Source organism: Streptomyces sp. SAS_281 (assembly GCF_052542855.1).
The window spans coordinates 1-23,930 of record NZ_JBMNDO010000038.1 but is presented as its reverse complement, the minus strand read 5'-3'; the positions used below and the strand labels follow the sequence as shown (position 1 = coordinate 23,930).

General features: G+C 70.1%; 23 protein-coding genes. 4 read left to right on the top strand and 19 right to left on the bottom strand.

Annotated features, from left to right (window positions below):
* Positions 1-296: 296 nt before the first annotated feature.
* On the top strand, positions 297-3,782 hold the full coding sequence (gene rpoB / locus ACN6LM_RS16815; protein ID WP_018101256.1) for a DNA-directed RNA polymerase subunit beta: 3,486 nt from the start codon (positions 297-299) through the stop codon (positions 3,780-3,782).
* A gap of 130 nt (positions 3,783-3,912) precedes the next feature.
* The gene (locus tag ACN6LM_RS16810) at positions 3,913-7,812 is read left to right on the top strand and encodes a DNA-directed RNA polymerase subunit beta' (protein WP_164398880.1); all 3,900 of its coding nucleotides are present in this window, start codon (positions 3,913-3,915) and stop codon (positions 7,810-7,812) included.
* Positions 7,813-7,897: 85 nt separating this feature from the next.
* On the opposite strand, the gene ACN6LM_RS16805 is transcribed toward ACN6LM_RS16810, so the two are convergent.
* The 13 genes from ACN6LM_RS16805 to ACN6LM_RS16745 all read right to left on the bottom strand — a co-directional run bounded on the left by ACN6LM_RS16805 (position 7,898) and on the right by ACN6LM_RS16745 (position 19,367).
* Positions 7,898-8,158: a hypothetical protein gene (locus ACN6LM_RS16805; protein ID WP_445066170.1), complete on the bottom strand. Its 261-nt coding sequence runs from the start codon at positions 8,156-8,158 to the stop codon at positions 7,898-7,900.
* The gene (locus ACN6LM_RS16800) at positions 8,145-8,396 is read right to left on the bottom strand and encodes a hypothetical protein (protein ID WP_445066169.1); all 252 of its coding nucleotides are present in this window, start codon (positions 8,394-8,396) and stop codon (positions 8,145-8,147) included. The genes ACN6LM_RS16805 and ACN6LM_RS16800 overlap by 14 nt, the downstream gene beginning before the upstream one ends.
* Positions 8,397-8,409: 13 nt before the next feature.
* Positions 8,410-9,327, bottom strand: coding sequence for a peptidoglycan-binding protein (locus ACN6LM_RS16795; RefSeq protein WP_445066168.1), 918 nt, complete (start codon positions 9,325-9,327; stop codon positions 8,410-8,412).
* Positions 9,328-9,458: 131 nt separating this feature from the next.
* Positions 9,459-10,322 (bottom strand): peptidoglycan-binding protein, encoded by an 864-nt coding sequence (locus tag ACN6LM_RS16790; RefSeq protein WP_445066167.1) that lies wholly within the window; start codon positions 10,320-10,322, stop codon positions 9,459-9,461.
* Between the two features lie 80 nt (positions 10,323-10,402).
* Entirely contained in the window at positions 10,403-11,851 is a 1,449-nt protein-coding gene (locus tag ACN6LM_RS16785) for a phage tail protein (protein ID WP_445066166.1), read from the bottom strand.
* A gap of 178 nt (positions 11,852-12,029) precedes the next feature.
* Positions 12,030-12,776 (bottom strand): hypothetical protein, encoded by a 747-nt coding sequence (locus tag ACN6LM_RS16780; RefSeq protein ID WP_445066165.1) that lies wholly within the window; start codon positions 12,774-12,776, stop codon positions 12,030-12,032.
* A 3-nt stretch (positions 12,777-12,779) separates the two neighbouring features.
* Positions 12,780-13,904, bottom strand: coding sequence for a hypothetical protein (locus ACN6LM_RS16775; protein WP_445066164.1), 1,125 nt, complete (start codon positions 13,902-13,904; stop codon positions 12,780-12,782).
* A gap of 10 nt (positions 13,905-13,914) precedes the next feature.
* On the bottom strand, positions 13,915-15,120 hold the full coding sequence (locus ACN6LM_RS16770; RefSeq protein ID WP_445066163.1) for a hypothetical protein: 1,206 nt from the start codon (positions 15,118-15,120) through the stop codon (positions 13,915-13,917).
* A gap of 76 nt (positions 15,121-15,196) precedes the next feature.
* Positions 15,197-16,144, bottom strand: a complete 948-nt coding sequence (locus tag ACN6LM_RS16765) for a phage distal tail protein (RefSeq protein WP_445066162.1) — start codon at positions 16,142-16,144, stop codon at positions 15,197-15,199.
* Between the two features lie 94 nt (positions 16,145-16,238).
* Positions 16,239-16,940 (bottom strand): hypothetical protein, encoded by a 702-nt coding sequence (locus ACN6LM_RS16760; protein ID WP_445066161.1) that lies wholly within the window; start codon positions 16,938-16,940, stop codon positions 16,239-16,241.
* The gene (locus ACN6LM_RS16755) at positions 16,835-17,521 is read right to left on the bottom strand and encodes a hypothetical protein (RefSeq protein ID WP_445066160.1); all 687 of its coding nucleotides are present in this window, start codon (positions 17,519-17,521) and stop codon (positions 16,835-16,837) included. The genes ACN6LM_RS16760 and ACN6LM_RS16755 overlap by 106 nt, the downstream gene beginning before the upstream one ends.
* The gene (locus ACN6LM_RS16750) at positions 17,518-18,711 is read right to left on the bottom strand and encodes a phage tail protein (RefSeq protein WP_445066159.1); all 1,194 of its coding nucleotides are present in this window, start codon (positions 18,709-18,711) and stop codon (positions 17,518-17,520) included. Before ACN6LM_RS16750 ends, ACN6LM_RS16755 begins: the two co-directional genes overlap by 4 nt.
* 80 nt (positions 18,712-18,791) lie before the next feature.
* On the bottom strand, positions 18,792-19,367 hold the full coding sequence (locus ACN6LM_RS16745) for a hypothetical protein (protein WP_445066158.1): 576 nt from the start codon (positions 19,365-19,367) through the stop codon (positions 18,792-18,794).
* A gap of 186 nt (positions 19,368-19,553) precedes the next feature.
* Here ACN6LM_RS16745 and ACN6LM_RS16740 point away from each other — a divergent pair, with 186 nt between their 5' ends.
* Positions 19,554-19,949 carry a hypothetical protein gene (locus tag ACN6LM_RS16740; protein ID WP_445066157.1) on the top strand — a complete coding sequence of 132 codons (396 nt, stop codon included), beginning with the start codon at positions 19,554-19,556 and terminating at the stop codon, positions 19,947-19,949.
* 55 nt (positions 19,950-20,004) lie between these two features.
* Here the strand turns inward: ACN6LM_RS16740 and ACN6LM_RS16735 are convergent, their stop codons facing one another.
* The 4 genes from ACN6LM_RS16735 to ACN6LM_RS16720 form a co-directional block, all read right to left on the bottom strand.
* The gene (locus ACN6LM_RS16735; protein WP_445066156.1) at positions 20,005-20,352 is read right to left on the bottom strand and encodes a hypothetical protein; all 348 of its coding nucleotides are present in this window, start codon (positions 20,350-20,352) and stop codon (positions 20,005-20,007) included.
* 65 nt (positions 20,353-20,417) lie between these two features.
* Complete coding sequence (locus tag ACN6LM_RS16730; RefSeq protein WP_445066155.1) at positions 20,418-20,708, bottom strand: hypothetical protein; 291 nt, start codon at positions 20,706-20,708, stop codon at positions 20,418-20,420.
* 182 nt (positions 20,709-20,890) lie between these two features.
* Positions 20,891-21,487 (bottom strand): phage tail tube protein, encoded by a 597-nt coding sequence (locus ACN6LM_RS16725; protein WP_445066154.1) that lies wholly within the window; start codon positions 21,485-21,487, stop codon positions 20,891-20,893.
* 130 nt (positions 21,488-21,617) lie between these two features.
* Entirely contained in the window at positions 21,618-22,028 is a 411-nt protein-coding gene (locus ACN6LM_RS16720) for a hypothetical protein (RefSeq protein WP_445066153.1), read from the bottom strand.
* Between the two features lie 397 nt (positions 22,029-22,425).
* Between ACN6LM_RS16720 and ACN6LM_RS16715 the strand changes: the two genes are divergently transcribed.
* On the top strand, positions 22,426-22,677 hold the full coding sequence (locus ACN6LM_RS16715; RefSeq protein WP_164398862.1) for a hypothetical protein: 252 nt from the start codon (positions 22,426-22,428) through the stop codon (positions 22,675-22,677).
* A 281-nt stretch (positions 22,678-22,958) separates the two neighbouring features.
* Here ACN6LM_RS16715 and ACN6LM_RS16710 read toward each other — a convergent pair whose 3' ends face one another.
* On the bottom strand, positions 22,959-23,207 hold the full coding sequence (locus tag ACN6LM_RS16710) for a hypothetical protein (protein ID WP_445066152.1): 249 nt from the start codon (positions 23,205-23,207) through the stop codon (positions 22,959-22,961).
* The coding region (locus ACN6LM_RS16705; protein WP_445066151.1) for a hypothetical protein at positions 23,204-23,930 on the bottom strand (727 nt) is incomplete at its 5' end. The genes ACN6LM_RS16705 and ACN6LM_RS16710, both read right to left, overlap by 4 nt.

The following is a 23,930-nucleotide window of genomic DNA, read 5'->3' as shown; positions in this document are numbered from 1 at the left end:
ATCGATGGCGGAGCGGGCAGTAAAGAAGAGCGCACCTCGCGCAGGGCTGGACATAGGTGTTGAGAAGAGCTGTTGAGAGCAACGTGGGTCTCTGAGAACCCCGACTGGACATCAGTGTGGCACTTGGCTACACTGACCCTTTGCGCTGCCTGTTAGCTGCCTCCTGCCCGTCACCAGGGGCATACCCATCTTGAGCATCGTGGTCCGAGCATCCCTGATCTGGGATTTTCTGCCCTCATGTCCAGTTTGGGACCGGTACGCGCGTAGTGAGTCCGAGCCCTCGGAAGGACCCCCTCTTGGCCGCCTCGCGCAACGCCTCGACCGCGAATACGAACAACGGCGCCAGCACCGCCCCGCTGCGCATCTCTTTTGCAAAGATCAAGGAGCCCCTCGAGGTTCCGAACCTCCTCGCGCTGCAGACCGAGAGCTTTGACTGGCTCCTCGGCAACGCCGCCTGGAAGGCTCGCGTCGAGGCTGCTCTGGACAGTGGACAAGACGTCCCCACCAAGTCCGGCCTGGAGGAGATCTTCGAGGAGATCTCCCCGATCGAGGACTTCTCCGGGTCGATGTCGCTCACGTTCCGCGACCACCGCTTCGAGCCCCCGAAGAACTCGATCGACGAGTGCAAGGAGCGCGACTTCACGTTCGCCGCCCCGCTCTTCGTCACGGCCGAGTTCACCAACAACGAGACCGGCGAGATCAAGTCCCAGACGGTCTTCATGGGCGACTTCCCGCTCATGACCAACAAGGGCACCTTCGTCATCAACGGCACCGAGCGTGTCGTGGTGTCGCAGCTGGTCCGCTCGCCGGGTGTCTACTTCGACTCGTCGATCGACAAGACGTCCGACAAGGACATCTTCTCCGCCAAGATCATCCCGTCCCGGGGTGCCTGGCTGGAGATGGAGATCGACAAGCGCGACATGGTCGGTGTCCGCATCGACCGCAAGCGCAAGCAGTCGGTCACCGTCCTCCTGAAGGCGCTCGGCTGGAGCACCGAGCAGATCCTCGAGGAGTTCGGCGAGTACGAGTCCATGCGCGCCACCCTGGAGAAGGACCACACCCAGGGCCAGGACGACGCGCTGCTCGACATCTACCGCAAGCTCCGCCCGGGCGAGCCGCCCACCCGCGAGGCCGCTCAGACGCTGCTCGAGAACCTCTACTTCAACCCGAAGCGCTACGACCTCGCGAAGGTCGGCCGCTACAAGGTGAACAAGAAGCTCGGCGCGGACGAGCCGCTGGACGCCGGCGTGCTCACCACCGACGACGTCATCGCGACCATCAAGTACCTGGTCAAGCTGCACGCCGGTGAGACCGAGACGGTCGGCGAGTCCGGTCGGACGATCGTCGTCGAGACCGACGACATCGACCACTTCGGCAACCGCCGCCTGCGCAACGTCGGCGAGCTCATCCAGAACCAGGTCCGTACGGGTCTCGCCCGTATGGAGCGCGTCGTGCGCGAGCGCATGACGACCCAGGACGTCGAGGCGATCACGCCGCAGACCCTGATCAACATCCGGCCGGTCGTCGCCTCCATCAAGGAGTTCTTCGGCACCAGCCAGCTGTCGCAGTTCATGGACCAGAACAACCCGCTGTCGGGGCTCACCCACAAGCGCCGTCTGTCGGCGCTCGGCCCGGGTGGTCTCTCCCGTGAGCGGGCCGGCTTCGAGGTCCGAGACGTGCACCCGTCCCACTACGGACGCATGTGCCCGATCGAGACCCCCGAAGGCCCGAACATCGGTCTGATCGGTTCGCTCGCCTCGTACGGCCGCGTCAACGCGTTCGGCTTCATCGAGACGCCGTACCGCAAGGTCGTCGACGGCCAGGTCACCGACGAGGTCGACTACGTCACCGCCGACGAGGAAGACCGTTTCGTCATCGCCCAGGCGAACGCGACGCTGTCCGACGACCTGCGCTTCACCGAGCCCCGCGTCCTGGTCCGCCGTCGTGGCGGCGAGGTCGACTACGTCCCCGGTGGCGAGGTCGACTACATGGACGTCTCGCCGCGCCAGATGGTGTCCGTCGCGACCGCGATGATCCCCTTCCTGGAGCACGACGACGCCAACCGTGCCCTCATGGGCGCGAACATGATGCGCCAGGCCGTTCCGCTCATCAAGAGCGAGGCGCCGCTCGTCGGCACCGGCATGGAGTACCGCTGCGCCACCGACGCCGGTGACGTCCTGAAGGCCGAGAAGGACGGTGTGGTCCAGGAGGTCTCCGCGGACTACATCACCGTCACGAACGACGACGGCACGTACACCACGTACCGCATCGCCAAGTTCATGCGCTCCAACCAGGGCACCTCGGTCAACCAGAAGGTCGTCGTCTCCGAGGGCGACCGCGTCATCGAGGGCCAGGTCCTCGCCGACGGCCCGGCCACCGAGTTCGGTGAGATGGCGCTCGGCAAGAACCTGCTCGTGGCGTTCATGCCGTGGGAGGGTCACAACTACGAGGACGCGATCATCCTGTCGCAGCGCCTCGTGCAGGACGACGTCCTCTCCTCGATCCACATCGAGGAGCACGAGGTCGACGCCCGTGACACCAAGCTCGGCCCCGAGGAGATCACCCGGGACATCCCGAACGTCTCCGAGGAGGTCCTCGCCGACCTGGACGAGCGCGGCATCATCCGTATCGGTGCCGAGGTCGTCGCCGGCGACATCCTCGTCGGCAAGGTCACGCCCAAGGGCGAGACCGAGCTGACCCCCGAGGAGCGCCTGCTCCGCGCGATCTTCGGTGAGAAGGCGCGCGAGGTCCGCGACACCTCGCTGAAGGTGCCGCACGGCGAGATCGGCAAGGTCATCGGCGTCCGCGTCTTCGACCGCGAAGAGGGCGACGAGCTGCCGCCGGGCGTGAACCAGCTGGTCCGCGTCTACGTCGCGCAGAAGCGCAAGATCACCGACGGTGACAAGCTCGCCGGCCGTCACGGCAACAAGGGCGTCATCTCGAAGATCCTGCCGATCGAGGACATGCCGTTCCTGGAGGACGGCACCCCGGTCGACATCATCCTCAACCCGCTGGGTGTCCCGTCCCGAATGAACCCGGGACAGGTCCTGGAGATCCACCTCGGCTGGCTCGCCAGCCGCGGCTGGGACGTCTCCGGCCTCGGTGACGAGTGGGCCAAGCGCCTGCAGGCCATCGGTGCCGACCAGGTCGCCCCCGGCACCAACGTCGCCACGCCCGTCTTCGACGGTGCGCGCGAGGACGAGATCTCCGGTCTCTTCGAGGCCACGATCCCGAACCGCGACGGCATGCGTCTGGTGCAGCCCTCCGGCAAGGCCAAGCTGTTCGACGGCCGCTCCGGCGAGCCGTTCCCGGACCCGGTCTCGGTCGGCTACATGTACATCCTCAAGCTGCACCACCTGGTCGACGACAAGCTCCACGCCCGCTCGACCGGCCCGTACTCGATGATCACGCAGCAGCCGCTGGGTGGTAAGGCGCAGTTCGGTGGGCAGCGATTCGGTGAGATGGAGGTGTGGGCCCTTGAGGCTTACGGCGCCGCTTACGCCCTCCAGGAACTCCTGACGATCAAGTCCGACGACGTCACCGGCCGCGTGAAGGTCTACGAGGCGATCGTCAAGGGCGAGAACATCCCCGAGCCGGGCATTCCCGAGTCCTTCAAGGTGCTCATCAAGGAAATGCAGTCGCTCTGCCTCAACGTGGAGGTGCTGTCCTCGGACGGCATGTCCATCGAGATGCGCGACACGGACGAGGACGTCTTCCGCGCGGCGGAGGAGCTCGGTATCGACCTGTCCCGGCGCGAGCCGAGCAGCGTCGAAGAGGTCTGACGGGTTGGCCGGCCGGATCCCCGTGATCCGGCCGGCTCTCCCCGGACCCGTTCAGACCATTGCTGAAGTGCCCCGATTTTCTCGCGTGACGCGAGGGGGCTCGAACCCCCGAAAGAGGGATTGACGACAAGTGCTCGACGTCAACTTCTTCGACGAGCTGCGGATCGGCCTTGCCACCGCGGACGACATCCGTACCTGGTCCCACGGCGAGGTCAAGAAGCCGGAGACCATCAACTACCGCACCCTCAAGCCCGAAAAGGACGGACTCTTCTGCGAGAAGATCTTCGGTCCGACCCGGGACTGGGAGTGCTACTGCGGCAAGTACAAGCGTGTCCGCTTCAAGGGCATCATCTGTGAGCGCTGCGGCGTCGAGGTCACGCGTGCCAAGGTGCGCCGTGAGCGCATGGGCCACATCGAGCTCGCCGCTCCCGTCACCCACATCTGGTACTTCAAGGGCGTCCCGTCGCGCCTCGGCTACCTGCTGGACCTCGCGCCGAAGGACCTCGAGAAGGTCATCTACTTCGCCGCGTACATGATCACGTTCGTGGACGAGGAGCGCCGCACCCGCGACCTCCCCTCCCTGGAGGCCCACGTCTCCGTCGAGCGCCAGCAGATCGAGAACCGCCGCGACTCCGACCTGGAGAACCGCGCCAAGAAGCTCGAGACCGACCTGGCCGAGCTGGAGGCCGAGGGCGCCAAGGCCGACGTGCGCCGCAAGGTGCGCGAAGGTGCCGAGCGCGAGATGAAGCAGCTGCGCGACCGTGCGCAGCGCGAGATCGACCGCCTCGACGAGGTGTGGAGCCGCTTCAAGAACCTCAAGGTCCAGGACCTGGAGGGCGACGAGCTGCTCTACCGCGAGCTGCGTGACCGCTTCGGCACGTACTTCGACGGCTGCATGGGTGCCGCCGCCCTGCAGAAGCGCCTGGAGTCCTTCGACCTCGACGAGGAGGCCGAGCGCCTCCGCGAGATCATCCGTACCGGCAAGGGCCAGAAGAAGACCCGTGCGCTCAAGCGCCTCAAGGTCGTCTCCGCGTTCCTGCAGACCAGCAACAAGCCCAAGGGCATGGTGCTCGACTGCGTGCCGGTCATCCCGCCGGACCTGCGTCCGATGGTGCAGCTGGACGGTGGCCGCTTCGCGACCTCCGACCTGAACGACCTGTACCGCCGCGTGATCAACCGCAACAACCGCCTGAAGCGGCTTCTCGACCTCGGCGCGCCCGAGATCATCGTGAACAACGAGAAGCGCATGCTCCAGGAGGCCGTGGACGCCCTCTTCGACAACGGTCGTCGCGGTCGCCCGGTCACCGGCCCCGGTAACCGTCCCCTGAAGTCCCTCAGCGACATGCTGAAGGGCAAGCAGGGCCGCTTCCGTCAGAACCTGCTCGGCAAGCGTGTGGACTACTCCGCGCGTTCCGTGATCGTCGTCGGTCCGCAGCTGAAGCTGCACCAGTGCGGTCTGCCGAAGGCGATGGCGCTGGAGCTGTTCAAGCCGTTCGTGATGAAGCGCCTGGTCGACCTGAACCACGCGCAGAACATCAAGTCGGCCAAGCGCATGGTCGAGCGCGGCCGCACCGTGGTGTACGACGTCCTCGAAGAGGTCATCGCCGAGCACCCGGTGCTGCTGAACCGTGCGCCCACGCTGCACCGCCTCGGCATCCAGGCGTTCGAGCCGCAGCTGGTCGAGGGCAAGGCCATCCAGATCCACCCGCTCGTCTGCACCGCGTTCAACGCGGACTTCGACGGTGACCAGATGGCCGTGCACCTGCCGCTCTCCGCGGAGGCGCAGGCCGAGGCCCGCATCCTGATGCTGTCCTCGAACAACATCCTCAAGCCGGCCGACGGCCGCCCGGTCACGATGCCGACCCAGGACATGGTGCTGGGTCTGTTCTTCCTGACCACCGACGGCGAGCTCCGTGACACCAAGGGCGAGGGCCGCGCGTTCGGCTCCACGGCCGAGGCGATCATGGCGTTCGACGCCGGCGAGCTGGCGCTCCAGTCGTCCGTCGACATCCGCTTCCCGGTGGGCACCATCCCGCCGCGTGGCTGGGTGCCGCCGGTCGCCGAGGAGGGCGAGCCCGAGTACCAGCCGGGTGACACCTTCCGGCTGCGGACGAGCCTGGGCCGCGCGCTCTTCAACGAGCTGCTGCCCGAGGACTACCCGTTCGTGGACTACTCGGTGGGCAAGAAGCAGCTCTCCGAGATCGTCAACGACCTCGCCGAGCGCTACCCCAAGGTCATCGTGGCGGCGACGCTCGACAACCTGAAGGCGGCCGGCTTCCACTGGGCGACCCGTTCGGGCGTCACCGTGGCCATCTCCGACGTCGTCGTGCCCGAGGCCAAGAAGGCCATCGTCAAGGGCTACGAGGAGCAGGACGAGAAGGTCCAGAAGCAGTACGAGCGCGGTCTGATCACCAAGGACGAGCGCACGCAGGAGCTCATCGCGATCTGGACCAAGGCGACCAACGAGGTTGCCGAGGCCATGAACGAGAACTTCCCCAAGACGAACCCCATCTTCATGATGGTTGACTCGGGTGCCCGAGGAAACATGATGCAGATGCGTCAGATCGCCGGTATGCGTGGTCTGGTGTCCAACGCCAAGAACGAGACGATCCCGCGTCCCATCAAGGCGTCCTTCCGTGAGGGCCTCACCGTTCTGGAGTACTTCATCTCCACGCACGGTGCCCGTAAGGGTCTGGCGGACACCGCCCTGCGTACCGCCGACTCGGGTTACCTGACCCGTCGTCTGGTGGACGTCTCGCAGGACGTGATCATTCGCGAGGAGGACTGCGGCACCGACCGCGGCCTCAAGCTGAAGATCGCCGTCAAGGGTGCCGACGGTGTCCTCCGCAAGACGGACGACGTCGAGACCTCGGTCTACGCCCGCATGCTCGCCGAGGACGTCGTGGTGGACGGCAAGGTCATCGCGCCTGCCAACGTCGACCTCGGTGACGTCCTGATCGACGCCCTGGTGGGCGCCGGCGTCGAGGAGGTCAAGACCCGCTCGGTCCTGACCTGTGAGTCCGCGGTCGGCACGTGTGCCTTCTGCTACGGGCGCTCGCTCGCCACCGGCAAGCTGGTCGACATCGGTGAGGCGGTCGGCATCATCGCCGCCCAGTCCATCGGTGAGCCCGGTACCCAGCTGACGATGCGTACCTTCCACACCGGTGGTGTGGCCGGTGACGACATCACCCAGGGTCTGCCGCGTGTCGTCGAGCTCTTCGAGGCGCGTACGCCCAAGGGTGTCGCCCCGATCTCCGAGTCCGCGGGCCGTGTCCGCATCGAGGAGACCGAGAAGACCAAGAAGATCGTCGTCACCCCGGACGACGGCAGCGACGAGATCGCCTTCCCGATCTCGAAGCGCGCCCGTCTCCTGGTCGGCGAGGGCGACCACGTCGAGGTGGGCCAGAAGCTCACCGTGGGTGCCACCAACCCGCACGACGTGCTCCGGATCCTCGGTCAGCGCGCGGTCCAGGTCCACCTGGTCGGCGAAGTCCAGAAGGTCTACAACTCGCAGGGCGTGTCGATCCACGACAAGCACATCGAGATCATCATCCGGCAGATGCTCCGCCGCGTGACGATCATCGAGTCCGGCGACGCGGAGCTGCTGCCGGGCGAGCTCGTCGAGCGCTCGAAGTTCGAGACCGAGAACCGTCGTGTGGTCACCGAGGGCGGTCACCCCGCCTCCGGCCGTCCGCAGCTGATGGGTATCACCAAGGCGTCGCTGGCGACGGAGTCGTGGCTGTCCGCGGCCTCCTTCCAGGAGACGACCAGGGTCCTGACGGACGCGGCGATCAACGCCAAGTCCGACTCCCTGATCGGCCTCAAGGAGAACGTCATCATCGGTAAGCTCATCCCGGCCGGTACGGGCCTGTCCCGCTACCGCAACATCCGGGTCGAGCCGACCGAGGAGGCCAAGGCCGCGATGTACTCGGCCGTCGGCTACGACGACATCGACTACTCGCCGTTCGGCACGGGCTCCGGCCAGGCCGTTCCGCTGGAGGACTACGACTACGGTCCGTACAACCAGTAAGCAGTGAGTGAGAAGGGCGCCCATCCCGTCGCGTACGGGGTGGGCGCCCTTCTGCGTGCCGGGCGGCGCGCGGTCCCGGTGCGGGTCAGCGCATCGTTTCCCACACGGCGACGGCGACGGCTGCGGTCGCGGTGAGCGCGCCGATGCTCGCCAGTGGCCAGCGGGAACGTTCCAGCGTGTCGAGACGGGCCTCATGGTCCGCCAGTTGCTTGTCGGTCTGGTCGCTCCGCTGCACCAGCAGCGCGAGCTGGCCGTCGGCGCGGGCGAAGCCGGCCTCCAGCGAGCCGCGCAGGCGTTCCAGCTCCAGGGCGACGGCGACCGGATTGTTCGGATCAGTCTCGGTCATGGGCGGCTCCCGCGGTCTCGTTGCCGGGCGGCTCGGTGCGGAGCCACGCCGGAAGAAGTGCCTGTACCCCCGGTACGGCCATCGCGCGGGTCAGCGCCCCCGCGACGGCCAGGGCCCCGGCGACCCAGGGCAGGGCCGCCGGGAGGCCGGACGCGTCGACAAGCGCGGGCAGAAGCACGGCAAGGGAGAGGGCGGTCTGGACCACGGTGCGGGCGGTGCGGCGGGCGGCATCGGACATGGTTGCGGACTCCTCATTTCGTGTGCGGGACCTTGAGGGCGTTCCAGGAGGTGCGGCCCGGCACGCCGTCCGCGTCGCCGCCCCGGAAGCCGATCCTGCGCTGCCAGGCGGCGTACGAGCGGCGGTCGGCGTCGGTCCAGCGGGGGCCCGGCCCGACGGCGTAGGACGAGCAGCCCTCGGCGACGAGCCGGCGGCCCATGGCGGTGATGACCGGCGAGCTGGTGCGGCTGGTGAAGAACGAGGTGCCGGGGAACGACTGGTAGCGGGGGGTGGACGTCCCGCCGGCCGGGCGGCTCGGGGACCCGCCGCTTGCCGGGCCGCGCAGCCGGGCGGCGACGCGCTCCCGCAGTGACGGCATGGTGAAGCCGCGCGGGTCGACCTTCCGGTCGGACCACTCCAGGTGGCCGATGACGCTGCGCGCGCTCCAGCCGTGGGCCCGGCAGACGGCCGCCGAGACCCGCTCGATCGCGTCGAGCTGGGCGGCCGGCCAGGTGTCCTCGCCGTCGCCGAGGTTGACGCACTCGAATCCGTAGAAGCGGGCGTTGCCGTCGACGGACCCGGCGCTGCCCTCGTGTTCCCGCGGGGCGGGCGGGCGGTCGCCGTAGTCCTCCGCGATGACCCGCCGGAGCACGGCCGGGTCGCCGCCGCCCGCGTGGTTGGCGCGGCCGTTGCCGACGAGGTGGACGGTGCCGGCCTTGTCGATGACGCCGTGGCAGAGCGGGCCGGGCAGGGCGGCGTGGCCGTTGTAGCAGAGCTCCACGGAGGCGGCGGTGCCGCTGCTGACGGTGTGGTGGATCATCACGCCGTTCAGCGGTCCCCAGGCGCCCTTGTGGTTGCGGTTGTGGGTGCGCCAGCTCCCGTGCTCGACGACGTCGACGCCTTCGGCGTGCAACGCGGCGAGCAGGGCCGACGCGGACAGGGATGTGGCCATGAGAGTCCTTCGGTGGTGGTCCGGGCCGGGAGGGGACGCGGAGGGCGGCGCGCCCCCGGCCCCGGGCGGCGCGGGTTCAGGCGGTGCAGGGGACCTTCAGCGCGGCCCAGGAGCCCGCGCCCGGCGCGGGTTCAGGCGGTGCAGGGGACCTTCAGCGCGGCCCAGGAGCCCGCGCCCGGCCAGCCGTCGGCGTCCGCACCGGTGTAGCCGAGCTTCCGCTGCCACAGGGCGTACGAGGCGCGGTCGGCCTCGCTCCACTGCGGGCCGGGGCCGTCGGTGTACGCGGAGCAGCCCTCGTCCACGAGACGGCCGCCCATCGCGGCGACGATCGTGGAGCGGGGCGCCGACGTGAAGAACGCGGCGCCCGGGAACGGCTGGTAGCGCTCGGCGTTGCCGCCGGGAGCGGCGGACAACAGCGCGGCCACGCGCGAGCGCATCGACGCCATGCTGAAGCCCTTGGGGTCGATCTTCGTGTTGGTCCACTCCAGGTGGCCGATGACCGAGGCGGCGTTCCATCCGTGCGCCCGGCAGATCGCGGCCGACACCCGCGCGACGGCCTCCAGCTGGACCTCGGGCCACGGGTCGGAGCCGTCGCCGAGGTTGACGCATTCGAAGCCGTAGAAGCGGGCGTTGCCGTCGGTGTTGTTCTCGTCCGGGGCGGGCAGCGGGGTCTCGTCGACGACTGCGGCCAGCACGTCGTCGTCGCCGAGACCGGCGTGGTTGGCGCGGCCGTTGCCGACGAGGTGGACGGTGCCGGCCTTGTCGATGACGCCGTGGCAGAGCGGCCCCGGGAGGCCCGCGTAGCCGTCGTAGCAGAGGGCGACGGAAGCATCGGTGCCGGAGGTGACGGTGTGGTGGATGACCACGCCGTTCACCGGGCCCCAGGCGCCCTGGGTGTCGCGGTTGTGGTTGCGCCAGTCGCCGTACTCGACGACCTCGGCACCTTCGGCGGTCAGCGCGCCGACGAGGGCGTCCGCGGTGAGCGGAGTTGCCATGGTTGCTCCTTCGGAGGGTGGGGTGAGGGGGTGGCGGGCCGGCCGACGCGCGGGGGACACGCACCGGCCGGCCAGGGGGGTCAGGAGACGGCGGCCCAGATGGCGTTGGCGTCCGCGACGATGGTCGACGGGGTGAACGAGCCGGGCAGCGAGGTCAGGCCGGTGGCGGCGAGCCGGGCGTGCCGGACGAAGGCGCCGGGCATCCGCGCGCTGCCGCCCGGCCTGTTGCCGACGCTCGCGCCCACCATGAAGGCGGGGCCGTTGCTCTTCGGGTCGGGGCCGTTGATCAGCAGCGCCACCCAGTAGTTCCCCGCGTCGGCGGCGTAGGCCGTGGTCAGCTTCAGGACGAAGGTGGTGCCCTCGGTCTTGGTGATCAGCTTGTCGAGGGTGCCGGTGACCCCGACCTGCGCCCCGTCGCTGGTGTAGAGACCGGCGTACGAGGTGGCGGCGAGACCGCCCCCCGCGAAACCGGGCACGTAGAAGACGACGTTCCTGATGGTCGCCTCGCTGGTCAGGGGTACGCCGATGAGGTAGACGGTGCCGTTGATGCAGTACTGCGGGTTGGTCACCGAGGACGCCGCCGGGTCGAACGCCCACGCCTTGAACCCGAGCGAGGCCGGCGTCCAGGTACCGGAGGAAGCCACCGTGTCCACGTACGAGCGGCGCACCAGCTGGTTGGCGTCGACCGGATCGGCGGCGACGGTGGGAACGGTGGAGAACGCCTTGGCCCCGGCGATGGTCTGGTCGCCGCTGAGCAGGACGGCCTGATCGGCGGAGACCGCCCCGAGATCGCCCGACGTCAGGGTGATGGCGCCGGTCTGCCCGTTGACGGAGGTGACGGGCGCGGCACCGATGGCCAGGTACCGGGTGTCGGCAGAGGCCGGGGTGAGGGCGCCCAGGTCGGCCGCGGCCAGGGTGACGGCCCCGGTCTGTCCGTTGACCGAGGTGACGCCTTCGCCGGTGCCGTCCGGCAGTTGTGCGCGGGGCACCCTGCCCTCGGCGTCGAGCTGGGCGACCCCGCCGGCCCGGCCGGCGGCGGAGGTGGCGACGGCGCCGATGTCGGCAGCCGCCAGGACGATGTCCGACTCGGAGTATCCGTTGACCGAGCGCACCGGGCCCGAGGGGCCCTGCGGCCCCGGCTCGCCCTGCGGCCCCGCGGGGCCGGGCACGGCCACGTACTGGGTACCGGCCGGGTCGGCGGGGGCGATGTCGGCGAGGTCGATCTCCGTCACGGAGGCCGGCAGGGCGATGCGGTAGGTGCGGTTGCGGCCGACGCCGACAATGCGCTCGGTGACGGTGTACGTCCAGCCGAACGGGTTCCAGCCCTCGGTGTCGGTGGCCGGGAGCGTGACGGTGATCCGGCCCTCGGAGTCGAGTGAGGCCGAGGTGGGGCCGCCGACGAAGAGGTCGGCGTCGGAGTGGGTGAGCAGCGCCGGTGGCTGGAACTGGACGTTGCCGCTGAGAGGGCGGCCGTCGAGCGAGAGGTACTGGGCGGTGACCCGGACGGTCGGGATGGATTCGGGCAGCACGGGAACTCCGGTCTCTGGCAGGTGTCGGGAAGGGGGGCGTGCCGGTGCGCACAGCCCTCGGGGCGGGGGCCGGGCCCGGGGACGCGGAGGTGATGCGCGCACACAGCCCCCGGGGGGGGTACACCCCCCCCGGGGGCTGTGCGGTGGGCCGGCGGGCCGGCTGTCGGGCGCGCCCGGGTCAGGACTGCACGCCGTACAGTCCGCGTGGCAGGCAGGCGACGGTGTCGCCGGCGGCCGCGACCTTGGCCTGGATCTCGAAGGCCACCGTGTCGCCGAAGGACGCCGGCAGGTCCTCCACCAGGGTCACGGTGAGATCGGCCGTCTGCCCCGCGGTACCGGTCAGGGTCTGCTCCGCACCGACCACGGTGCCGTTGACGAGCAGCCGGACGGCCGCCCCCACGGTCCCGGAGACCGCCAGCACGCAGTACACCTTGGGGTGCTGGGCGAAGCCCGGGCCCGCGTAGAGCGTGGTCCAGCCGGTCGAGCCGGTGGACTCCCAGGTCGCTCTGCTCACCGGTGCGGGGGTCGGGAACGGCAGGTAGGGGCGGGCCATGCCGCCGCGGGACGCGTCGGTCGCGAGGACGGTGTCGCCTCGGTGGTCGAGGACGCGCAACGCCTGTACCGGGGAGTTCACCGGGTCCGCCGTGATCAGGGACAGGGCCAGCGAACCGTCGTCGCGCCGGAGCTCCAGGCCCTGCTGGTACGCCTTGGCGGCGCTGTCGCGGTCCGGCTGCACCCGGCCGACCAGCAGCAGGTCCTCGCCGTGCGAGGTCCTGGCGCGGATGCGGCCCCGGTCGCCGACGACGACGTCGCCGCTGTCGACCTGGTTCATCGCCGGACTGCTGTTGGCGCTCGCCATCAGTCCGCGGATGCGGCGCTCGATCTCCCGGACGCGGTCGAGGAGATCGATGGGAACGGGGGCCATGCCCTACACCCCTTCCAGATAGAGGGTCGCCGTCTCGGCCTTGCTGCGCTGTGGCGGCTCCACCGCGATGCCGACGATCCGGTACTGCTCGTCCTGCGGCTCCTGATGCCACAGGTCGCGCAGCCGCAGCCGGATGTGGGCACCGAGCAGCGCCGGTGTGATCCGGCCGTCCAGCCGGACGGTGATCTCCGGGATCACCTCCGGCATGCGCTGGCGGGCCAGCTCGGCACCGGCCAGGGACCGCAGCGTCGTCGCGTCGGTGACCCCGCTGTGGTCCGAGGTGGACTCCAGCCGGGGCCAGCCGGCCGCGAGGTCCTCGGGCGACTCGACGGAGACGGTGAGCGGCTGCGACTCCTCCGCCTGATCGCTGTTGGGCGAATCGCCGCGCGCCACCCACACGTCGGCCTGCACGGTGGAGTCGGCCGGCAGGCTGTAGGTGACGACCTGGCCCGGGTGGTCCAGGACGAGGTCGGAGGCACCGGCGGCGATCAGCGGGTGCCCGAGCTGGAGCCGCTTGGCGCGCCCGCCCTCGGCGTCCCGGTAGCAGTGCACCCGCCACTCGAACCCGTTGTCCAGCCGCGCCAGCTGGTCCAGCAGCTCCCTGACCCGGGACAGCGAGGAGTAGGCGAAGGCGCAGTCCCGCGCCACGCCGGACATCTCGTTGCCGAGCTGGATTCCGATGTCGCCGCCGGGCTGCTCCTGGGCGTGCGCGACGAGCAGCCGCGCGATCTCGAACTGGTCGAGCGCCGTGTAGGAGACGTCCTCCGCCAGGATGCGGTGGTCCAGGTACGAGTCGAAGGTGCCCGCCTGGAACTGCGCCTGCAGGCGGCCGCGTTCGTCACTGGCGGGGGTGCAGGTCCACAGCACCCCGCCCCACCAGATGTCGCCGTCGCGCTCCAGCCACACCGCGGTGCGGCCGGGTACCAGTGCCGCCCTGGCGCGGCGGGCCAGGGCGGCGTCGGGCAGCGGGACCGTCGCGGACAGGGACCCCGACTTGCCGATGTAGTCGTCGAACCTGGTCTCCGTCAGCGGCAGCACGTCCACCACCTGATCGGTGCGCAGGTCGCAGAAGACCGCCCGGTAGACGGGGGTGAGCGGGGTGTACGCCGTACGGGGGGAACTCGTCACGCGGCCCTCCTCAGAGCATCGGGTCGACGCGGATGAACCGGTTGTCGAACCAGTGGTTGTTGGTCGTGGCGCTGGAGGAGTACGCGGAGACGGCGGTGTACTGGGCGCCGGCCTGGAGGCCGGTGACCGGGAAGACCGTGCTCACGGACTGGTTGCCCCGGCCGGTGTCGATGGCCGACCGGGTCTCGTCGGCGCCGAGACCGGTGACCAGGACGCCGTTCTTCCGGATGTTGGCGGACATCCGGCCCCAGCCGCCCTCCACCGACGGCTGCCCCTGGAAGCCGAGGTGGACGAGGACGCTGCCGGACACCGGAGCGGTGAACGTGGTGGTGATCGTCGGCCCGTTGGTGCCGGTGAGCGTCTCCGACCAGGTGGTGATCGTGCAGTAGCCGCCGTCGTTGTTGTACGAGAACGCCGGGCTCGGCATCGCGAGGACCCAGGCGGTGCCGCTCCAGCGCTCCAGGCGGCCGTTGTTGTCCCGGTACTGGCCGACGTATCCGCCGGTGGCGAGCCGGCCGGTCGGGGCGATGCCGCCGATCTGGTCCGGGTATCCGACCCAGTTGCCGCCGTCCCAGCGCTGGAGCTGGGTGCCGATGTCGCGGTACTGGCCCGGGTAGGCGCCGGGCTCGTTGGTGTTGCCGTACAGCGGCAGAATGCCGCCGGCCGCGACGGTGCTGGTGCGCAGATTGGCGACGGCGGACGCCCAGGCGATGCCGCCGGTGCCGACCGAGGCCCCGGCCGGGACCTGCACGGTCGCCAGCGGGAGGGAGGCGGGCGGGGTCTGCGGGACCTGCGGGTTGCCTTCGGGAGCGCCCTGGACCACTTCCAGGACGGCTTCGGTGCGGCCGGACTTGTCGACCTGGGCGTCGTAGATCCGCAGGACGAGCAGGTCGACGCGCGGGTTGTTGGCGTCGCCGTCGGCGAGGACCACGGTGGTGTAGTCGGTGAGGACGACCGGGTAGGCCCCGGCGGCCTCGCTGCCCTGGACGACGGCACGGCCGGGGGCGATCGTCGCCGTCATGCCGGCGGTGGAGCTGAAGACGTAGAACGCCGACATCAGGGACTTGCCGTCGGGCGAGCCCGGGATGATGCCGCTGCGGCTGGCGAGCCCGCTCGTCGGGACCATGGTGCCGGTCGGGGCGAGCCGGGTGTCGGCGCGGGACTGGCCGGACTCGGCGTCGGTGCGGTTGACGAGCCATGCGCTGCGCACGGGCATGAGGTCCTCCTGGAGGGGTCTGCGGGGTCGTTCTTCTTGGCGGGGCTGCGGTCTGCGGAGCGGGGCCGGAGGCCGGTCACCAGTGCCCGTCGCGCCAGCGGACGGTGACGGAGGCGTCCGGGGACGCGGTGACGTCGTCCGAGCGGAAGGCCAGGTCGGTGGTTCCCGGTTCGAGCTGGAACAGCTGCTCGGGCGTCGAGTCCGGGGTGGCGGTGTAGATGCGGGACGCGGTGTCGTTGAGCAGCACCGTGCCGGCCTCGGTGTCGACCGAGAGGATGTCCCCGGCGCCCAGGGCCAGGGCGTACTGGAGCTGGCGGCCGTCGGAGAGCCGGGTCAGCGAGGGGCGCTGCACCGGTCCCCGGAACTCGACCACGGGACGTACGGCCGCGCCCCCGCGGTTGACCGCCGTGATCGAGCCGGCGGCACCGTTCGACCCCCAGCTCAGCGGCCACACCAGTCCGGACCCGGCGTCGTCGTTCCAGGTCATCCCGGACTCGCTGACCGGCAGTCCGGTGATCGCCTCGTGGTGGACGGTGCCGTAGCGGCGCGGGTCGGTGGCCGTCCACTGGATGCTGACCTTGGCGAATCCCTGGAGGGCGTAGGAGCGGTCCTGCGGGACGACGCGCCGGCTGACCCTGGCCCGGACCGCGAGGGTCTCGCCCAGCAGCCGGACGGCGAGCCAGCGTTCGCGGCCGTCGGGGCCGGTGGCGGCGCGGAACGCGGTGGCGGTGGCGAGCGGATCGGTCCCGGCCGGCGGGGCGAGCCAGACGGTCGCCCCGACGAGCCGGGGCTGCGCCCAGCGGTCGCCGGGCCAGGAGCCGTGCTGGTCCGGCCGGAGCACGTCACCGAGGTCCAGCTCGGGCAGGTCTTCCCAGCCGGTGACACCGCTGCGGTCGACCGGGTAGGGCGTCCCGGCGCCCATGAGGAGGTCGCCCCACTGGATCTGGCCGTCGCGGGTGATCAGTGAGCCGGGGTCGGTGTCGTCGGAGAGGGGGTTCGGGAGGGTGGAGACGGTATCGGCCATGTCGGGCCGTCACCTCGCTTCGGGGCTTGGCGTACGGGCGGGGGCACCGTGCGGGCGGCGTCGGATCCTGGCGGACGCGACGTACGGACCGGGGTCAGGCCGCGGTGCGGTACAGGAAGAGCAGGTCGTTCGCGACGGTCAGCGGGCTGCTGCCCTCCCGCTCCTCGTACACCCGGACCCCGGGGCGGCCTGCGAAGAAGGCGGGCCCGGTGGTGGCGGAGGCGCCGGACGGCGCGGGGAGGTAGCGGCCGAGCTGCGAGAGCGGCTGTACGGAGGAGGCTCCGGGCACGGCGGCCGGCAGCACGACACCGCCCTCGGCGAGCTGCGGGACCTTCGACAGGTGCACACCGAACTTCTTGCCGAAGAAGCTGAAGCTCAGGTGGTTGAGCCCGTCGATGATCCAGTTGGCGAAGGCGATCAGACCCTTGACGGGGCCGGTGATGACACCGGCGACGGTCTGGATGCCGGTGGACATGAAGGTGCCCATGCCGTGCAGGGACTTCGACAGGGCGTCGCGCACCCGGGTGAAGGCCGAGGGGAGCGTCTTCGTCAGCCAGTTGAGCGTCGGCTGGATGACGCCCCTGAAACCGTTCCAGGCGCCCCTGACGATCGAGGTGACCGCACGGGTGGCCGAGGAGACGGTGCTCCGCGCGCCCTCGAAGCCGGACCTGAGCCCGGAGCCGATGCTCTTCAGGACGGCGCCGACGGTCCTGCGCACCCCGTCGAACACCTTGGACACGGTCTTCGCCCAGCCCTTGATGACCGGAACCATGAACTCCAGGACGGCGCGGAACATGTCCAGCGCGGACCGGAAACCTGCTGGATCACCTTCTGGCCGGTGGCGGAGTTCATCGCGTAGTCGATGAGCAGGGCGACCAGCGGGGTGACGATCCCGAGGACGAAGCCGAGCGGGTTCGCCTTCATGGCCGTGTTGATCCCGGTCATGACGACGGAGCCGACGGTCATGGCGACACCGAAGGCGGTCATGGCCTTGGTGACCGCCGGGGTGTACGTGCCGAACAGGTCGGTCATCGACCCGAAGGCCCCGGCGCCGGCGACGAGCGCGCCGAGGACGCCGACCGGGCCGCGGATCCGGCCGGCGCCGGCGCGGACGCGGGTGGCGGCGGTTGCGGTGGAGGTGCCGAGTCGGCGCACGGAGCCGCCCGCGCGTGTCGCCGCCGTGCGGAACTGCCGGAGCGCGGGTGCGGTGGTGGCCGTCAGCGTGGCCATTCTGCCGAGCGGGGCCCGGGCACCGACGAGCCCGCGCCGCAGGCCCTGGACGGAGGTGCCCGTCCGGAGTGCCGCGGTGCGGAGGGTGTCCAGGGCGGCGGCGGGCCGGGCGCCACCGGACGTCGGGTCCCGGCGGACGCGCTTCATCCCCGGGCCTTCGAGAGGAACAGCAGCGCGGTGGCGGTGTCCTGGACGCTGCTGCTCGACGCCTCGTAGTACTGCTCGATGTAGAAGCCGCCGTCGGTGGCCGCGGCGCCGGTACCGACCTGGCCGGCCCGGGTGGTGTGGCCCAGAAGCCGGCTGAGCTTGGAGAGCGGCAGTACCGCCTCGGCTTCACCGGCCTCGGCGACGATGGTGTGCACCCCGCCGTTGCGCGGCTGGACGATGCCGCCCTGGGCGAGGCGGGGGATGGTCGGCAGGTGGATGCCGAAGGACTTCCCGCCGACGACGGGCACCCAGCCGGGCACCGAGACCTTGATGCGGTTCAGCTTGCCGATCGCGGAGTTGATCAGGCCGATCACGGCGTTGATCGGGCCCCTGACCGCGTTCTTGATGGCGCCGAACGCGTTGCTCGCGATGGACTTCAGGCCGTGCCACGCGCTGGACAGCTTGTTCTTGACGGCGGTGAACGCGGCGGGGACCACGCCCCTGATCCAGTTGACCACCGGCGAGATGACGGACTTGATGCCGTTCCAGACGGTGCTGATGACCTTCTTCACGGCGTTCATGGCCGTGGTGATGATCGTCTTCCAGAGGGTGAAGTAGGTCTTGATGACGGTGGCGACGGCCTTGACGACCACCGAGACCGCCGTCTTGATCCCGTTCCACACGCTCTTCATCAGCTTGCCGGCCGCCTTCATGACCGGGCCGACCGCCTTCATCACCGTGGTGATCACGCTCTTGATGACGCCGAAGGCGGTCTTGAGGACCTTCTGCATCGTCTTCGACTGCATCGCCATGTCCACGACCTTGGCGATCAGCGGAGCGAGCAACGCCATCAGGACGCCGATGAGGTTGCCCTTCATCGACTTGTTGAGCCCCTTCATGCCCTTGTCGGCCTTGGCCGCGCCGGATTGGAAGGTGCCGATCTGCTTGCCGCCGGTCTGACCGGCCTTCCCCGCCTTGGTGAGGGACTTCCCGGCCTTGTCCGCTGCCTGCTGGAGCGACTTCAGCTCCTTGGCGGACTTCTGGGAGGAGGACTTGATGCCGGCGATCCCGCTGTTGCCGCTCTGGGTGCTCTGCTTGAGGCCGGCCGCCGCCCGGCCGGCCTGGTCGAGATTGGTCTTGAAACCGCGAAGACTGGTCGCGGCCTTCTTGAGTGTGGCTGTGAACGCCATTCCATGTCCGATCGTTCATCGGCCTGTCCGGCCGATCGGCTTGCGGTGCCGGAATGTGGAGGAGATGCGGACCGGCGCGGTCAGGCGAACTCGGCGAGAAGCCCGTCGACCTTGGTGTGCAGCCCGTCGATCGCGGTGCCGAGCTTCTTCGTCGCCGCTTCGATCCTGGCGACCGAACGATTGGTCCATTCGGTATCAGGGGCCGACATCTGGGTGACCTCGGTGCTCTCCAGCTTGGGCAGGAGCCCGCTCTTGGTCGTGGAGATCTTCTTTCCCTTTTTCTCCAGGAAATTTTTCAGCGCGACATCGAACTGGATGATCTTCACTCCGAGGGCGCCCACGAGTGCGAGACCCAGGGTCACGACCGTGGTCATCGAGAACGAGGCGGTGACGAGGCTCTTGACGCTGTCCACGATCTCTTTGGGTATCAGGCCCTGCAAGAGGGTCTGGAAGGCGCCGGGCTCGCTCTTCTTCTCGGCGGCGGGGGCCGCGGCGCCGCCGCCTGTGGAGGATTTCTTCAGTTCGGCGATCTGTTTGCCGATGTACTCCTCCGTGGCCAGCCGGTTCGTACCTGTTCCCGGGATGGAGTCCTTGACGCCCTTGATTGCCTGAAGGATCTCCGTGTCTTTGGTGAGAAGTTCTTCGTTGGTCGTCATCGAGCTGCCTTTCCTGGCCCATGGGCATACGGGCGAGTACGGAATGCGAGCGAGAATGCTCCGGTAAGTGGCATTTGTGGATGGCTGTCCGGTCGCTTGCCGGACCCTTTGTTCCCGGTTCCGGGGTCTGTTGCCAACGGCGGTGACAACATGCCATCATCGACAAAAAAAGAGTCCGGAGGGTCTGTGGTGTTCAATGTTTTCGGAGTGATTTTCGCTGTTGCGATTCTTGCTCTTATTTCCTTCGGAGTTCCGTACCTCAGGCAGGCCCCGCTGCGAAAGAGGGGTGTGCGCACTTGGGCATGGGAGGCGTCCAGGTCGGTTCCCGAGGGCGGCAAGACAACCGTGCGGTACGGATACGACGGACAGGACGGCGGGCTGCACAGCATTCCGATGGTCGGTCTCACCACACTGCCCTCCGGATCGCAGGAGATCATCTACGACCCGGATAATCCGAAGCGCGCCGAATTCGTTTCCCGTATGCCGGAGAACGTGAAGGGGAGGCGCAACCTCCTCATCGTTCTGCTGGCTGTGGCGTGCGTGTCGCTGGTTCTGGGGTGCATCGGTGCGGTGACGAGCTGAGGGTGTCCGTCCCACCGGCCGCCCTGTGGGGGCGGGGACGGCCGGCGAGGCGTGGTCACCCGAAGAACCGGGCCAGCTCCGAAGGGTCCGGGACGGTCCGCGGAGCGTCGGCGGACGCGGTGCCGCCGTCCTTGTCGTCACGCTCGTCCGCGTCACCCGGCCGCGGAACCGGTACCGGCTGTTCCGGAGGGTCGGACTCCCCGTCGCCGTTGACGACGGAGAACATCCAGTTGGCCGCGGCGAGATGGTCCACGACCGCCGCGAGCAGGTAGTCGGTGACGGACCATTCGGCGGCTTCGCCGTCGGTGTCGCGGATGGTGGCGCTGTCCCGCGGAAGGTGCTTGATCAGGATCGCGAGCCGGCGGGAGGAGAGCTGCCCCCGGTGCCAGTCGAGCAGATCCACCCCGTAGTGCCGGAGCAGATCGGCTTCGAGAGCCTCGGCGTGTTCGTCGGCGAACGCGACGAGGCTCAGTCTTCCCCCAGGCCGAGCCCGGTCTCCCTGCCGTACGCCTCAAGGATCGCGGCGATGTCCTGCATGGTGACGTCCAGCTGCTCGAAGCGGGCGAACTGCTTCTTGCCCAGCAGGAGTTCGAGCAGGCCGTCGACGTCGTTGTCGTCCAGGCCGCGCAGTGCCCGGGCGGTGACACGGGTCAGCTCGGTCGGCAGCTCGAAGGTGTCGCCGTCGATGGTGAACGACCAGGAGCGGCCGAGGGCCTCCATGCGCTGGGCGCGGGCTGCGGACACGTCGAAGGTGGCCATGGGGTCTCCGTTTCGAGAAGGGGCCGCGCCGACGGCCCGGTCGGGCGTCGCGGTACGGCGGGGCTTCGGTGCGTGCGAACGTGCGGGGTCGTGCGGTACGGGAGCCACAGGGCGCCGGTACGCCGGGCGGGCCGGAGCACGGCGCCCCGTGGAGGTGCACCCCCGGAGGCGGGGGCGGGGGGTCACGCCTTGGCGTACGCCGGGTCCTTCATGACGAAGGTCGCCAGCGGCTGGGTCTCGCCGGAGGACAGTGCCGTGAAGGTGACGCCCAGCGAGGCGGCGGCCTTGCGGGCCAGCTTGATGTCGTCCGTCGCGGTGACCTGGCCGCGCGGGATCACGAACCGGTAGGTGACGTCGAGGCCGTCGTGGAACTCCAGGCCGAGGGCGCGCTCGTCGAACTGCGGGCCGTCCGGCACGCTGTAGGAGTAGACGCCCGGGTTCTCGGTGGCGTTCACCTCCGAGACCGTGTCGCCACCCATGAAGAACGGCAGAGTGTCCTCGTTGAACTGGAGCATGGCGAACTTCAGCGTCAGGTCGCGGTCCGCGTAGATGAAGCGGGCCGGGCTGACCGCCTGCCACGTCTCGACCGGGTCGAGCTTGTCCTTCTTGGAGAAGGTCACGCCGTCGGTGGACGTGTAGCCGAGGTCGCGCCACACCGCGCTGTCCCAGTCGGCCGCCGGGTCGTTGGAGAAGGCGGTCGGCGCCGGGGTGCCGGCCGCCGCCACGAGGATGCGGCCCGTGCCGGCGATGCGGATCTCGGACGAGTTGTTACCAGCCATGAAGGTGGCTTCCTTTCCAGGGGTGGTGCCCCCGATCGGGGGCCGCCGTATCCGGGGCGGGTACGGCGAAGGCCCCGCCGAGTCGGTTCGGCGGGGCCTGGTTCGTGGGGTGTCGCGCGGCGCGGGGCCGTCAGTCCGTGCGGACGGTGAAGCGGAGGACGCAGATGTACCGGTTGGCGCCCGCGTAGATGTAGTCGGGCAGCCAGCGCGGGCCGTCCTCCTCGGCCACCTCGCTGACGAACGAGGTGCCGAAGACGGTGCCGGTCGCGGCCAGCAGGGCGGCGCGGGCCGCGTTGGCCAGGGTGTGGGCCACCGACTTCTCCGGCCCGTAGACCTCGAGCTGGATCAGCGGGCGGTCCACGTGCAGGTCGTCGACCCAGGCGCCGCCCATGCGGGAGATCAGTACGGCCTTCTGCGTCCCGTCGAAACCCGCCGGTGGCGCGTCGTCGACGTACGCGTCCGTCAGCTCCGGGCGGGTCCTGAGCAGGTCCCGGACGATCGCCTGGACGTCCGGGAACGTCCCTGGCGCGGATGAGGGCATGGTGTCACTCCTTCTCTGTACGGACCGAGGACGGACGTCCGTGCGTACGGCCCGTACGCACGCCGGACACGACGGCGGCGGAGCCGTGCCCCCGGAGGGAGGTGGGCACAGCTCCGCCGCTGCACTCATAGTGATCCATGGATTGCGTGCGCGCAACCAACTTTGTCGGCCGCGGCCCGTTCGATCGTTCGAACGCCGAGGCGCCGGGGAGGGGTGGGGACGTGCGGGGCGGCGTCATATGCCAGTCATCCGTGCCCGGTTCTGCGCTACCCTGAAAAACCGATTCGAACAGAGATTCGATCGAATCGAACATGGCATGGGCCGACGCAGGCGTGAGGACGGTGTGAGTCGTGACGACGAACAGCGGATGGAGGCCGGTCTCCGGCGGTGAGCAGTCGTGGTGACCGGGGAGCCGGGAGAGCGGCTTGCCGACGTCATGGCCGCCGCCGTCACGGTGGCCGTGGAGTCGGCGGAAGCCGGCCGTTATACCGGAGAGGTGGGCAGAACCCTGGCCGCGGTCGTGGGAGAGGTGGGAGCCCGGATCGTCGGAGAGGCCGAACTGCGCGGTTTCTCCAGCGGCTGGCAGGAGGCGATGGCGGTGAGACCCGCCGGAGTGCGGCCTCTCCGGGCCGCCCGGGCCCACGCCTGAGGCTCGGCCCCGCCCCGGCTGCCCGGACCCCGCCGCGCACGGCCGTGTACGGCCCGTGCCCGCCGCGCCGAGGCAGTGGTGAGGGTCCGCGCCCGCCGCGCCGGCCGTTCGGTACGCCCCGCACGCCGCGCCCACGGGCGCGCCCCGCGCGCCGTACGCGAGCACGGCGGGCGGGCGAGTGCCCGGCACGGCTCCGGACATGCGTGCGCCCCCGGTTTCCTGTGCGGGAACCGGGGGCGCGGATGCGTACGGCAGCGGTGAGCGGGTGTGCGGGCCCCCGGTCAGCCGTGCGGTGCCGAGACGGCCCCGGACGCGGGGGCGGTACGGCGGCGGGTGGCGCGTTCGGCGGCGAACACGTCCTCCAGCCGGTACAGGTGGCTCCTGCCCTGCCGCCCGGCGGGCCGCAGATGGCCGAGCTGCACCCACTTCCTGATCGTCGCGGGCACCACCCCCGCCTCCTGGGCGGCCAGGGCGCCGGTCAGCAGGGTGGCACCGGTGAGCGTGTCGTACGGGTGCCGAACGGAGGTCACTGAGCCTCGACCCCGTTTCCGGCCCGGTGGGCGGAGGCCGGTCCCGCGACCGCCGCACGGCCGGCCGTCGGGGCCGGCCAGGCGTCCCGCTCCCAGAGGTGGCGGAAGGCCGGATCCGTCGTGCAGTCGCACGCCTCGTCGCCGCAGCGGCACCCCGGGTTCACGCAGAGCACGGCGTCGCGGTCGGGGAAGGCGCGCAGGGAGACGGAGTCGCACCAGGGGCAGCGCCCGGGCAGCCGGACCATCGTCTCCGTCTCGCCCAGCGCCCGGGCGCATCGCCGGGCCATCCGGCGCAGTTCGTCGCGGGCGTGCCGGGCGAGCGTCGGGTCCGCCGCGGTGTGCGCCAGGAGTGCGGTGATCCGGGAGAGCCTTTCCGGCACCGGGGCGCGGCGCGGACGGCCGGACCCGATCCTGCCGAGAAGCGCCTCCTCCAGTTCCACGACGCCGTCGCTGATGTCGCGCAGCGCGTCCGACACGTGGAGCCGCACAGGCGCCGCCGAGTGGCCGGGAACGGCGAGTCCGCGCTGCTCGTTGCGCAGCGCCTCCTCGCGTTCCGCACGGCTGAGGGCGGCGCGTGCCGCCCGTTCGGCGGCTCCGGGGACGTGCCGGACGGTGGACGGGCGGCTGCCCGCGGAGGGCGCCAACTCCTCCAGCAGGTCCGGGAAGTGGCGGGCCAGGGCCGCGGCCCAGAGTGCCGCGTCCCGGGGGGCACCGGTGCCGCCC

Bases quoted from the DNA above. Each gene is read 5' to 3' on its own strand.
- ACN6LM_RS16795 (WP_445066168.1), bottom strand. From the start codon at position 9,327: ATGGCCACATCCCTGTCCGCGTCGGCCCTGCTCGCCGCGTTGCACGCC.
- ACN6LM_RS16805 (WP_445066170.1), bottom strand. From the start codon at position 8,158: ATGACCGAGACTGATCCGAACAATCCGGTCGCCGTCGCCCTGGAGCTG.
- ACN6LM_RS16730 (WP_445066155.1), bottom strand. From the start codon at position 20,708: ATGGCCACCTTCGACGTGTCCGCAGCCCGCGCCCAGCGCATGGAGGCC.
- ACN6LM_RS16790 (WP_445066167.1), bottom strand. From the start codon at position 10,322: ATGGCAACTCCGCTCACCGCGGACGCCCTCGTCGGCGCGCTGACCGCC.
- ACN6LM_RS16780 (WP_445066165.1), bottom strand. From the start codon at position 12,776: ATGGCCCCCGTTCCCATCGATCTCCTCGACCGCGTCCGGGAGATCGAG.
- ACN6LM_RS16745 (WP_445066158.1), bottom strand. From the start codon at position 19,367: ATGACGACCAACGAAGAACTTCTCACCAAAGACACGGAGATCCTTCAG.
- ACN6LM_RS16720 (WP_445066153.1), bottom strand. From the start codon at position 22,028: ATGCCCTCATCCGCGCCAGGGACGTTCCCGGACGTCCAGGCGATCGTC.
- ACN6LM_RS16800 (WP_445066169.1), bottom strand. From the start codon at position 8,396: ATGTCCGATGCCGCCCGCCGCACCGCCCGCACCGTGGTCCAGACCGCC.
- ACN6LM_RS16770 (WP_445066163.1), bottom strand. From the start codon at position 15,120: ATGCCCGTGCGCAGCGCATGGCTCGTCAACCGCACCGACGCCGAGTCC.
- ACN6LM_RS16755 (WP_445066160.1), bottom strand. From the start codon at position 17,521: ATGAAGCGCGTCCGCCGGGACCCGACGTCCGGTGGCGCCCGGCCCGCC.
- ACN6LM_RS16750 (WP_445066159.1), bottom strand. From the start codon at position 18,711: ATGGCGTTCACAGCCACACTCAAGAAGGCCGCGACCAGTCTTCGCGGT.
- ACN6LM_RS16725 (WP_445066154.1), bottom strand. From the start codon at position 21,487: ATGGCTGGTAACAACTCGTCCGAGATCCGCATCGCCGGCACGGGCCGC.
- ACN6LM_RS16760 (WP_445066161.1), bottom strand. From the start codon at position 16,940: ATGTTCCGCGCCGTCCTGGAGTTCATGGTTCCGGTCATCAAGGGCTGG.
- ACN6LM_RS16765 (WP_445066162.1), bottom strand. From the start codon at position 16,144: ATGGCCGATACCGTCTCCACCCTCCCGAACCCCCTCTCCGACGACACC.